At 42.9% G+C, this 12,293-nt stretch carries 7 protein-coding genes and 2 pseudogenes; 3 read left to right on the top strand and 6 right to left on the bottom strand.

Annotated elements, in window-relative coordinates; all coding sequences use genetic code 11:
* Window positions 1-753 precede the first annotated feature (753 nt).
* The 6 genes from ACH8E3_RS08930 to ACH8E3_RS08905 all read right to left on the bottom strand — a co-directional run bounded on the left by ACH8E3_RS08930 (window position 754) and on the right by ACH8E3_RS08905 (window position 10,658).
* On the bottom strand, window positions 754-3,375 hold the full coding sequence (locus ACH8E3_RS08930; RefSeq protein WP_458632277.1) for a family 16 glycosylhydrolase: 2,622 nt from the start codon (window positions 3,373-3,375) through the stop codon (window positions 754-756).
* A gap of 164 nt (window positions 3,376-3,539) precedes the next feature.
* Entirely contained in the window at window positions 3,540-5,111 is a 1,572-nt protein-coding gene (locus ACH8E3_RS08925) for a response regulator transcription factor (RefSeq protein ID WP_458632276.1), read from the bottom strand.
* 3 nt (window positions 5,112-5,114) lie between these two features.
* Window positions 5,115-6,956 carry a sensor histidine kinase gene (locus ACH8E3_RS08920; RefSeq protein WP_458632275.1) on the bottom strand — a complete coding sequence of 614 codons (1,842 nt, stop codon included), beginning with the start codon at window positions 6,954-6,956 and terminating at the stop codon, window positions 5,115-5,117.
* A gap of 144 nt (window positions 6,957-7,100) precedes the next feature.
* A complete protein-coding gene (locus ACH8E3_RS08915) occupies window positions 7,101-8,771 on the bottom strand; it encodes an extracellular solute-binding protein (RefSeq protein WP_458632274.1) in 1,671 nt (556 codons plus the stop codon).
* Window positions 8,772-8,834: 63 nt separating this feature from the next.
* Complete coding sequence (locus tag ACH8E3_RS08910) at window positions 8,835-9,578, bottom strand: carbohydrate ABC transporter permease (protein WP_458632273.1); 744 nt, start codon at window positions 9,576-9,578, stop codon at window positions 8,835-8,837.
* Window positions 9,579-9,737: 159 nt separating this feature from the next.
* On the bottom strand, window positions 9,738-10,658 hold the full coding sequence (locus ACH8E3_RS08905) for an ABC transporter permease (protein ID WP_458632272.1): 921 nt from the start codon (window positions 10,656-10,658) through the stop codon (window positions 9,738-9,740).
* Window positions 10,659-10,806: 148 nt separating this feature from the next.
* Between ACH8E3_RS08905 and ACH8E3_RS08900 the strand changes: the two genes are divergently transcribed.
* The 3 genes and pseudogenes from ACH8E3_RS08900 to ACH8E3_RS08890 all read left to right on the top strand — a co-directional run.
* Window positions 10,807-11,550: a glycoside hydrolase family 16 protein gene (locus ACH8E3_RS08900; RefSeq protein WP_458632271.1), complete on the top strand. Its 744-nt coding sequence runs from the start codon at window positions 10,807-10,809 to the stop codon at window positions 11,548-11,550.
* Between the two features lie 357 nt (window positions 11,551-11,907).
* Window positions 11,908-12,174: pseudogene (locus ACH8E3_RS08895) on the top strand (IS3 family transposase); the annotation flags it as partial.
* 16 nt (window positions 12,175-12,190) lie between these two features.
* A pseudogene (locus ACH8E3_RS08890) lies at window positions 12,191-12,256 on the top strand (IS3 family transposase); the annotation flags it as partial.
* Between the last annotated feature and the right edge of the window lie 37 nt (window positions 12,257-12,293).

Genomic DNA, 12,293 nt, shown 5'->3' with positions numbered 1-12,293 from the left:
TGGACTTCTTTTAGACATTAGAAAAACTCCCATCATTGTAGTAGTAGAAGTTTTTGTTTTTTCTACTGTCTACTATGATGGGAGCATATCAACAAGGGGTGCCTCTTTAATTTCGCCGTTAAAGTGTTACGGTGAGCCGTATCATAAGTAGGGCGTAGTTTTGGGTAGGATATGTTACAGAGCATGGACTTGGTATATCTTATTTGTAGATATGCCGTTATCAGTTCTACAGAGGAGCTATGAGAATAATTCGATGCGAAAATGGTTTTTTAAAATGATATAGAAATATGTATAGATGTAGCGTAAGTATTAATCTTGATTGTCAAGAAAATCTAATAATGTACTAAGGAGTAATGATAATATCATTTGTTGGATATGTACTATCTATTATTGTCTTATCCAATTTAGAAGGATGATGTAAAAAATAGAAGAAGAGATAGCGCAGTACAGACAAGCGTCAAAAGGCATGAACTAATTCTCTACGTCATGTAGACTGGAGTAAGTGATTTTAAGGTGACTTCTGAACCAAATAAACCGCGCTGAGTTTGAGTGATTGCTGTCTCTGTATTTCCGGGATGTACGAAAACACAGTATATGGATACTGTAGTTGAATAAGGTGATTCTTGATGAACGGGCTAACTCGATCCTTTTCCACAGAGAGAACAAAATGACAGAGAAAAAGGCGAGAGGGAAGCGTCAACACTTCCTCCTCACTCATTCGTACTCTTACATTTTCCCTAGGATTTATCCACTTTATTCCGGTATTCCTTGTGTTACCCCATGGATATACGTGAGCGTCGGGGAGTCTAAGGCCCCTTGCCCCGGATTATAGGTAAAGAAGTACTCGATGGTATTCCCGTGTTGCAGGTTATTGACAGGGTAGGTATAGTTACCGTTTCCTGCGGGGGTCATCGCTACATTTAGCTGACCACCGTTATTTAGCTTGTAGTGTAAGTCGGCAAAGGTTGCGCCGTTCACGTAGAACAAGAGATCGTCCCCTATTTTCTTTAGACCCTGCACCTCATCGCCGACGATGATAACACCGGATGATGATGGCGGTACAACAGTGATTGTAGAGACGGCTGTTTTATTTCCGGTGGCTGTTGTAACTATTACGGTTGTCGTACCTTCCGTGAGTCCCGTCACGAGGCCATCCGTACTCACGGAAGCGACGCTCGTACCTGATACGGTCCAAGAGACCTGCTTATTCGTTGCATTAGTAGGTACTACGTTGGCGTGTAACTGTACAGTCTGCCCGACTTCCACCTCTGCAGTGGTCTGATTTAGCGTTACACCGGTAACTGGCACATTTACCGGATTGTCGCTATTACCTTCTTTATAGACGCGAACATAATCGACTTGCATTGTTGCAGGGATATCCGATGGGTCTGGGATCTCACCGTTATCGAAATATCCGCCGACCGCTAGATTCATAATGATGTAGAATGGCTGGTCGAATGGGGCGTTCGGATTGTTTGGTGCAGCTATGGAATACCACTGATCTCTGCTGACTTTAAAGAAGAATTTACCGTCTACATACCATTTCATATTATCTTCTTCCCAAATCATGGAGTATACATGATAATCATTGGCGAAGGTCTGTCCTTCCGGGAAGTAGTACTCACCAGCAATATATCTATTTACAGGCCATTGTCCGCCAAAGTGTATGGCGCCGCTGGTCGTACCGGGTAAGCGTCCTTTGGCTTCCATAATATCGATTTCCCCGGATGCTGCCCAAGCTCCATAAGCGGAATCTTCTGGAAGCATCCAAAGTGCTGGCCAAACGCCATTACCTGTAGGCAGCTTAGCACGAATATCTACTCTGCCGTACTGGAAGGACAAATGATCTTTGGTGTTAATCTTGCCAGATGAGTATTGGGCATACCGACTTGGGTCCTGTGGAAAGGCTTTTGAATCGTTCATAGCTCTGATGTTCAGCTTGCCATTCTGTACAAAAACATTTTGTTCACTATCTGTATAGTGCTGTAGCTCCGCGTTACCCCAGCCCCAGCTATGCGGATCGTCCGTGATATAATAGCCTTGTTCGTAGCTCCATTTGCTCGTATCGAGCGCAGTTCCGTTAAATTCATCTTGCCATATGAGATTCATGTCTTCTATTGCCGGATCGTTGGGTGTTCCGATGGCAATGTCATTATGATCAGATACATCTGGACGTGGAGCATCTGGATTGCCGATAAAGGTATAGTTGACGTAATTGTTTCCGACACTTCCACCCGCCTGTCCATTTATAGGATAACCGATACGGATCTGCATATCCTCTTGCACAGGTTGGAACCAAAGCCCATAGATGTAGTCAGCCCAATATCCCCATTGGTTGGCATCGGACATGTTATTGTAGCCATTGCCCGCGTATACAAATGCGCTCTGACTGGAATCACTCATAGCAACCCACTGTCCGTTGATATTAATCTGGTATACGTAGTTTCCAAGCTCGGTGCCGATGGGAGCCCCCCCATCAATCTTGGGTAGCGGTATACCTATGACGCCTTTAGCATCTGCGTTAAAGGTTGTTCCATCATAGGGAGTAAGGATATATGAATTTCTTACGGGTTTATTAAAGGTGAGTGTATAGACAACGTTAGTCGTTGAGTTTTTCGATTGTAGCTTGACGTTAATAGACTCTGTTACGGTGAACCAGTAGCCACCGCCTCCTTCGGTAAATTGTCCGAAGTTGTTATTATAGATCCAGCCGCTGGCTGCATTATTATCAATATCAATCCATGTACTACTACTTACAGGTTTTACATATACCTTTAAATCATCAGCTACTGCTTCATAGGTAACGGCAGGATCATTGTTAAAGGTAGGATAAGTAAAGCCTGCACTGCCTGTAAAACCAGCCGTAATCTGCGGCCCTTGGGTAGGTGTCATAGCTGTGATGTTCGTTTTATTTATGTTTTGAAATACAAGAGTGTAATTCAGTGTAACCCCGTTAGCTTTGGAGAACAACTGAATTTCTGTTGTTAAGGAGAGTGTGAACCAATAGCCATTCTTACCACTATCACTCCAATGTCCCCAGTTTTGGTTATAGCTATAGCCGGCTGCACTGTCAATATCAACCCAGTTACCATCCACTTTCACATTTACACCTACATCATCGGAAACATCATTCCATGTGGCGGAGTCTCCATTGAATACAGGCATGACAAATCCGTAGCTAGCTTGTCCAACGCCTGATTTTGAGATGATAGGTCCGTCTGCCGCTGAAAAGTAATCCATAGAGCTAACTGTGGTTCCTGCAGCCAGAACCCTTGATGTAGGCAATAGACAAACACCAGCTAATAGTACTACCGCTAAGAACAAACTAAATACCTTCTGCTTAAACCCTCGCTCGGTTCTTTGAAATTGATTCATACGTATCCTCCTTTAATAAAATAATAAAACGAAAACGCTTACATGTAAGAACAAGTCTATTATATCGAATATAACAATTGGCTTATAGGTACATTTCTTTTTGTTATGACCCAATTTTTTGGCTTTTGATTATATTCTCCTATTAAAGGATTAGTACCGCTGATTTATAATGCTGTGTCATGGTAATTTCCCTCTCTGTCATTTTTTTGGCGCATCATTTGACGGTACTCTGTGGGTTGCATATCCATAACATCTCGAAATGACCGCGTAAAACTTTTATAACTTTCATATCCTACCATGGTAGCTATCTCTAGGATTTTATAATCAGTTTCGGCCAGTAGTCGCCGAGCTTTATCCAGGCGTACATCGCGCAAGTATTCTGCAAAGCCTTTACCAATATTTTTTTTGAATAGGTTGGAAAAATAGGCATAATTAAGCGATACGTGGTTAGATACCATCGCGAGATCCAGAGGCTTGTGGTAGTTTTCGTGTATAAAGCGTATGGCTTCATTCAAATCTTGCGAGTTGCGATAGCTGCACTTATATTCATAATAATATTGATTCAGACGAAGCAGCTGCTGTTGTAGCGCCTGTACATAATCACGTATACCAGGATAATCGAATATATTACGCAAACATTCTATGTCAAGCGTCTCTTCTCCCAGGTATGGGCGGATCACACGCACAGATTCTTCCAGCAACTGTACAATGGCACGACATAGCTGTTGTGTGTATTGGATGTGATAGCGTTGCAGTGTATCTTTGCGAAATATTATAGAAATAGCTTGGGTGATTGTACCGTTATTTTCACTTCCGATTAACTGGAACAGCGCATATAACTCCTCATAGGGGAGCTCCCATTGTTGCTCCAGTCGCTCAATATGTATTGGCAGGATGCATCTCTTCTCCGGAAATAGATAACTGTGGCGATATAACTCTAGCGCATGTGTATAGCTGTGGGGTAACTCCTTCAATCCTTGCTGAGGGCTGGTTATGGCAGTAATGGCATCTATCTTCCCTGCTTTGAGAGCGGCCGAGAAGGTCCCCGTTTCTACTGTTGCATCAACCGCCAGAATCAGATACGGGCGGTGTTGTATGCATATACATCCTTGTGTACCATATACACGATAAGCAAGGGATTCCATGCTGTGGCTACTGTAGGCCCCGGGTTGATTAATCCATAATTCCTCCCGCAGCAGGCATAGGCGATAATTACTCCACAACGTTGGATTCTGAAGTTGCGTCTCGAGCACCCATGTGTCATCGGTCATTGCACCCTGCATGAACATACTCAATTCTTTACGGTCTATCTCCTGAACACGGAGGGAGATATGCTCGATATTACGCGAGAGCGTCTGTCGTGTTTTTATCTCATTCGCTATATGTTCCACAGCGGTTTGTAGATCATCACGATTCACAGGTTTGAGCAGGTAGCCCTTTGCCCCAAGTTCTATTGCCTTTTGAGCATAGGCAAAATCGCTATAACCGCTAATAATTAGGTAATCTACCTCGATATGGTTTTGTTTGCTTTTCTCCATCAGCATCAGTCCATCCATATCAGGCATCCTGATATCGGTAATCACCAGTTGGATGCTGTGCTGACTCAACAAACCCAAGGCCTCAATTCCGTTAACAGCGGTGTAAATGTTGCCCAGCTGTTTCAGAAATTGACATAGCATAGCTTGTAGCCCATCACGAATGTGCTTTTGATCGTCCACAATCAGAATGTTGATCATACCCTACCATCCTCCAAGATTCACATTTTTCCAAGGCAAACGTATGGTTACACAAGTAAAGGTGCCCTGCACACTGTCAATCCCAAGCCCACAGTCTTGGTCATAATGAAGCTGTATACGTTTGTGTACGTTCTCTAAGCCCAGTCCACTTTTACTGGTGACAATCGGTGAATCCGAGTCGCCGCGTAGCACAGCCTGCAAACTGGATAGCATTTCTCGGTCAATACCTGCACCATCATCTCGTATCTTAATTAGTAGAAAGTTGACATTCTCTACAGATACAGTAATTTGGATGCGTACGGTGCCCCCGGTGGGAGATGCGTGATGAACGACATTTTCGACGATGGGTTGCATGCACATTTTAGGAATCGTATAACGTAGCACCTCCTGGGGGAGATCGGTTGTCAATTCTATGCTACCACCCTCGCCCATAAAGTTTATGAATCGGACATAGCTGTGTATGTTGGCCAGTTCTTCGCTAAGCGCAACCGTATCGTAGCGCCACTGCATGCTGTAACGTAGTTGAGAGCCTAAAGACACCAATGCATTGGCAATAGTCGGTTGTCTCTGAACCTCAGCGAGCATACGGATGGATTCCAGCGCGTTATATAAAAAGTGTGAATTAATCTGTGAATGCAGCGAGTGTAGCTGTGCATTTTTGGCAATTAGCTGCTTATCTACCACTTGGGTCATCAGACGTTTGATCTCGTCTAACATATTATTGTAGCTGACGGCCATTTCATCGATTTCATCACCGGTTTCGTTATTATCCAGACCGGTATCAATTTTTACATCCAGTTGGCCTTGCCGCACCTTGCGCATAGAAACCAGTACCCTGTCAAGCCGGCGAAATATGCGCCGAGTGGTATGTGAAATGAGCAGTAACATCAGCAACAATACACATAATGTGATGGCTACTACGAGCAAATACCAGTTTCGTGGGCCTTTCATCAACGTTTGATGAGAAGCAATATCCACTACATAAGCGTTCAATGGCGTGATGTAGCTATACAACGCGTAGTAAGTATGGTCGCCTACCTCGACCTTAATGGGGCTACTCTCCTGTAGTACATCCAGCCGCTGGTGAATGTTGCCTAGAATTTCATCTAATTCCCCACCGGCATTTTGAGAAAAGAGATGCTTAGTATTGTATACAGATCTGGAAGAGTCATCTCCAGCCATCACTACAGAAAAGAAATCTCCCTCATTATCCGCAAGCAGATCACTGAAAAAGACATTATGCTGGACGCGAATTTCCATAATGGTAGGGTGTTTTTGATGTTGCGCCTGAAGGCGTACCATCCGGTAATAGGATAGCGTATGTTCGCCATCCTTAAAAGCGAATAAGCGATATGCCGCACCGCCTTCTTCGCGAAGTGTCACCCAGTAGTCATGAGGCCAAAACTTATCATAATGGTAGATTTCAGGCCAAATCTCAAATAGGTTTTGATTATCGACATAGAAACTGAGCTCACTGATCATCTCATGACTTTGAATAATATTATGCATCTGTTCAAATTGATTTTGTCTAAATTTTACGAGACGCAGACCATCCACGTTCATATTGGAGTGAATAAAGTCTACAAATGCCTTTTGATTCAGCGCAGTAGAGGAAGCATTTTCAATAGTGCCCATTTTGCTGCGTAGTTGTTCGTTAAGTCGCGAGACATGGCTACTGCCGGTAGCCATAGCATCCTTGTATAGCTGAATTTCCTGCGTACGGATAAATAAAAAGGATACCACAATTGCAGGGATGGCAATCATCATGCTAAAGGCCAGAAATATTTTTTTGGATATGCGCGAATTACGATAAATCTTTTTTATTTTAGTCAGCAGATACATCATTTAAGTAGCCTCCTACCATTGTAATATACCATATATTACAACAGCCTGATAGGTAAGTAGGCTGTTTCTCCAGATGGTAAGAAGCAGTGAAAAAGGGAATACCGACTACCATCTCGGTAGCCGGCAGCAAACTTTATAAAGGTATTATTCTGCCATTTTGGATTTTCGCATATCCATTTCAACCTGACGATATTCCATTACCTTATCAAAGTTGTAACTTTCACGGCGCTCAAGGAAATTATCGAATATTTTATCAAATTCAGCCTCATTCTTAGCCGTAATTAGCTCTGGGAGTACTTCCTCCCAATTCTGGGAAATACGCGACCAGGCTACTGATACTTCAGAATCACCTTGAGGATCTAAGCCCTTGTAGATACCGCTATCAATATCGGCTTGATTATTGGCGAAGTATTCCATTTGTTTAATGACAGGAGCTTTTTCCGGTCTCCATTGATTAACGATTACAGGGTTTCGCATCATCCAATAGGTATCCATGATGCCATATTCCTTCTCTAGCTTTTCAATATTATTATCGAGTAATTGTACCATTTCAGGCTTCAGCTGTGGCTTGCCATCAACCATTTCCCATGTCTCCCCTTCCTTGCCAAGGAATAAATCCCGCTGGCCTTCTTCGCTAGCCAGATAGCTTAAAAAGCGGATAGCTCGTTCAGGGTTCTTGGTAGATTTGCTAATCATCGTTACCATCCAACCGTCCATATTGCCAGGGAATAACTTAGCGTTATCGCCCTTGTTGTTCTTTGGACCGTCGACTGCAATGTAGTAAGAGTTAGGCTCTCCACTTGCAGCCAGCATAGGATTGACAGCTGACATTCCGGTCCATTCACGGATCATCATGAAATAACGGGCGTTGTTTGTTTTTTCCTCTACCTGAGTATCGGAATCCACCAGAAAATCTACATTAATCAGCCCGCGCTCGTAAGCGGTGCGGAACGTTTTCAGCCATGCGATGTAATCGGGGTCAGTAATACGGTCGTATACCTTTCCCTCTTCCTCATATGGAACGGCCAGTAGGTTCTGCAGATATTCAGTCATCCCGTATGGAACGTTTCCTTGTGCAAAGAAGGGACTGATGGGCTGACCTTTATATTGGGAATACTTATCCTTTACCAGTTGCAGCGCGTTCAAGAATCCCTCTGGGGTGCTAAGGTCCGGGCTGCCCATCTCTTCGTACAGATCCTTCCGCACCAGGAAAGTCTGGTTGGCAGCAGTCATACCAGTTTCATGCATTAAGTTGGGGCTATACGAATCATTCGGAACGCCATAGGTATTTCCATTATCTTGACGATACCACTTCAGTGTACCGTCCCCAGCCACCTTGAAGAAGTAAGGATCATACTTATCAGCCAATTCATTTAAGGCGTAAACATGGTCACCTTCCCACAATTTTTTAACAGCATTTTCCCACGAACCTATTGATATCAAGTCGGGCAGACTGCCTGAGGTCATCATCAGGGTAATCTGCTCATTTGCTTCACCGGAAGGAACTTCAAGTTTTATGTTGACACCTGTTTTTTCTGTTACGTACTGGGATGTCAAGCTTTCCCCCCAGCTGTGGGCATACCAGTTAGCACCTACGAACCAGGTTAAATCCACAGGGCTGGTATCTAGTTTCCATGCAGGTTCATCAGGATTGAGCTTTACTTCAATCGGTGCGGGCTCTGTAGCCGGTTCACTTTTACTATTACTATTACTATTACTATTACTATTCTCTGAATTGGAACACGCGGCTATACCTAGCATAAGGCTTAAGGACAGAATGAGGGTTAATCCCGACTTGATTAGATTGCGTTTCATAATTTAATCATCCCTTCTTTGTACTATCTGAATTTGTGTATACCCATTTCTAGACACTTGCACTTATCCCTTAATTGCACCAATCATTACACCTTTGATTAGATAGCGTTGAATGAAAGGATAGACTACCAGAATAGGCAGTGTAGCTACCATCATCGATGCAAATTTGATAGAGTTACCGGGAAGCCTTGCGCCGAATTGCGCCATAGCTTGCTGCTGCATGAAGGACATAGAGTTCTCTGCAATGATTTTATACAGCATCGTCTGCAGCGGCAGTAATTCCTGTGAACGGATGTAAATGACCCCCTGGTAATAATCATTCCAATGATAGACGGCTGAAAAAAGTGATATCGTAGCAATGACAGCCATGCTATTTGGCAATACGATTCTGAACAAGACGCCGTAGTCTGAGGCACCGTCTACCTTCGCAGATTCCTCGAGGCTATCCGGTATGGTACGGAAGAAGCTCATGAAAATCACCATGTTAAAAAAGGTGTACATAGAGGGAATGATGAATACCCAAAAATTATCATATAGGCCAAGCTTCGTCATGAGAATAAATGTAGGAATCAGGCCGCCTGAGAACAGCATCGTAACCAAAGCGATTTTAAGATACACCTTGCGCCCGATCAGATTAGACTTACTCATTCCGTAAGCTATAATGGCGGTAAATAACACATGCGTGGCTGTTCCGATCAACGTGCGAAGAGTAGTAATGTAAAAACCGTTCATCATAGTCTTATCATTAAATACAATGCTATAGCTAGCCAACGATAATTCTTTGGGAAACCAGTTGATGGTGCCCAACGACGCCTGCTGCGGTGCGTTGAGCGAGTTAATGAATACAAACCACATAGGATACAACGTTAAAAAGCAAACTGAGAGCATCAGTAGAGTGTTGCAGACCTCAAATAATCCGATTTTCCGAAACCTTTTACGTTTTTCCATATCTGTGTCCTCTCCCTTCTAAAAAATGCTGTCCCCGGTTAGTTTTTTGGATGAGTAATTGGCCAAAAACAACAAACCTAGCGCCACAATAGAGCGTGCGAACAGGACGGCTGTTGAGAAGGAGTGACGCCCAGAGACCAAACCCATGTTGTAGATATATAAGTCCAGACTTTCTGCCATTCTCATGTTCATGTTGTTCTTTAACATAAAGATCTGCTCAAAGTTACTGCCGAGTATCCCGCTGACAGCGAGAATGAACAAAATAGCAATGGTGGGACGTATGCTCTGAATAGTGATATGCCACATTCGCTGTCGCCGATTTGCGCCATCCAGCTCTGCGGCTTCGTAGAGTCCCGGATCAATGCCAGATATTGCCGCTATGTAGATAATGGCACTCCAGCCGGTTTCCTTCAACGTATCGGTGAAAAAGGTAATCCACCAAAAGTACTTGGGATCGCTGTTAAAAAGGATTTCACGTTCTTGGAGTCCGATAACCATCATCAACTGATTGATTACACCGCCCTCGCCCAGCCAATTAAGTGCAATACCGCCAAAAATCGTCCAGGCAATAAAGTGTGGCAGGTACGAAATGGTTTGTACGGTTCTCTTAAATCGAATACTTCGTATTTCATTAAGTAGCAAGGCAAACAAGATAGGAATAGGAAAACCCAACAATAGCTTGATGCTGCTCATCCCCAAGGTATTGCGAATCGAACGCCAAAAACGTTCATCTGTCAAAAAATCCTCGAAATGTTTTAATCCGACAAACGGTGATTCTAGTAATGGTTTAGCGATGCTGTAGTCCATAAATGCAATAACAAGCCAAAACATGGGGATATAACAAAAGATAAACATCCAGATGATTCCCGGGATAACCATGCTTTGAAGTTGCCATTGTTTTAAAAGCGTTTTCATTTGTTCCGTTCTATATTGGAACATGTTCCTTGCCCCCTTTCTATTTCATCTTAGGAGAAAGCAGGTTGGAACAAAAGCCCATGATTATCGACCGTATCCCATTTTTATAGATTTGTTTGACCACTTGCAAAACTTAAGTATGCTGTAATTAAATGAAGGGAGAGTGTAAAGAATGAATAAACTTATATGGCAACAGAATTTCTTAGATAAAAGTACCGATTTGCGATTATGGAATATTCGCCTTGGCAACGACTTGTTAGATAATGATGGCAATCCCATAGACCCAGGTTGGGGCAACGGTGAGCAACAGTATTACACGGATCATTCGAACAATTTGTATATCGATCAATTTGGCCTGAACTTGTGTGCACGTAATGAATCCATCGAAAAGGACGGGCGGATTTTTGCATATACATCGGCTCGTCTGGATACAAAGGACCATTTCTCCTTTTGCTATGGCAAGTTAGTTGTTCGAGCAAAGCTGCCGGTAGGGCAGGGCGTATGGCCTGCCATTTGGCTACTTCCGCAGGACCAGGTTTATGGCTCTTGGCCAGCGTCCGGGGAGATTGATATCATGGAAGCTAAAGGCCGCTTGCCTCATCAAATATCCGGAACACTGCACTACGGAAAGGATTGGGAACATCAAATCGTGGAGGAGTTCGTGCATGAGTTCGAAAGTGGAACTATTAATGAATTCCATAATTATGCACTAGAGTGGGATTCCAGTAAGATTCGATGGCTGGTAGACGAACATTGTTTTGCCGAGCATCGCTTGGAGCCAGGCGTTATGCCCTTTAATCAGTCATTTTATCCAGTATTGAATCTTGCAGTGGGCGGCTGGTATGATAATGTTGCAGTTGATGGGGCAGCATTGCCAGCAGTCATGACGGTATCAGGCATATGGTTGTACCAATAATTAATAGAATTCGTATTTATCGGATGTATACTTTTAGGACAGACCCTTTTCAGGGATGTCCTATTTTTTATTTTTAATACTTACAATCCAGCTGTTACAATAATCAAAACCATATTCTCTATATAATATGAACTTAATGATGTGCTTGGGGACGTACACCATGGATAAAGAACTAATCCTGCAGTTGAGGCATTGGCACTCTGGCAAGAGCATATAACAATCTGCGTAGTTATGAAGAAACGCTTGAAAAGTTTGAAATGACAGCATAACAGGGACAAGATGACTCTTAATGGAATTTATGTATACAATATTTCTAGTACTATTTCAATCGATATAAGGGAGCAGTGAGAATGTTGGGTAAATGTGATTCGCAATAATGCTCACAAATATTCGGTATCAGCAATGTGCGATGTCCTTCAACTTCCGCGAAGTACCTACTCCTACAAGTCGAAGCATGCAGAAAATAAGGAAGAACAGCAGTTAGAAGACGCTGTAGTTGAAATTTTCAAAGTCAGTCGAAATAACTATGGAACACGAAAAATAGAAGTGGAACTACGTAAGCGGACTTTAAATCCTTCACGTAGGAGAATTGGAATCGTAATGAGGAAACACGGATTGATATCCTGATTTTTAAACACAAGAACAACTAGATATCCAACTTTACGATTATGTTAACTGGTTCAATCATCACCGTATACATGTTTGATTCTTTTTATTTTTTAATAAAGTATTGTATTAAGGAG

It is taken from the genome of Paenibacillus sp. CMAA1364 (assembly GCF_054373195.1).
This window is presented reverse-complemented; position numbering and strand designations above follow the sequence as displayed.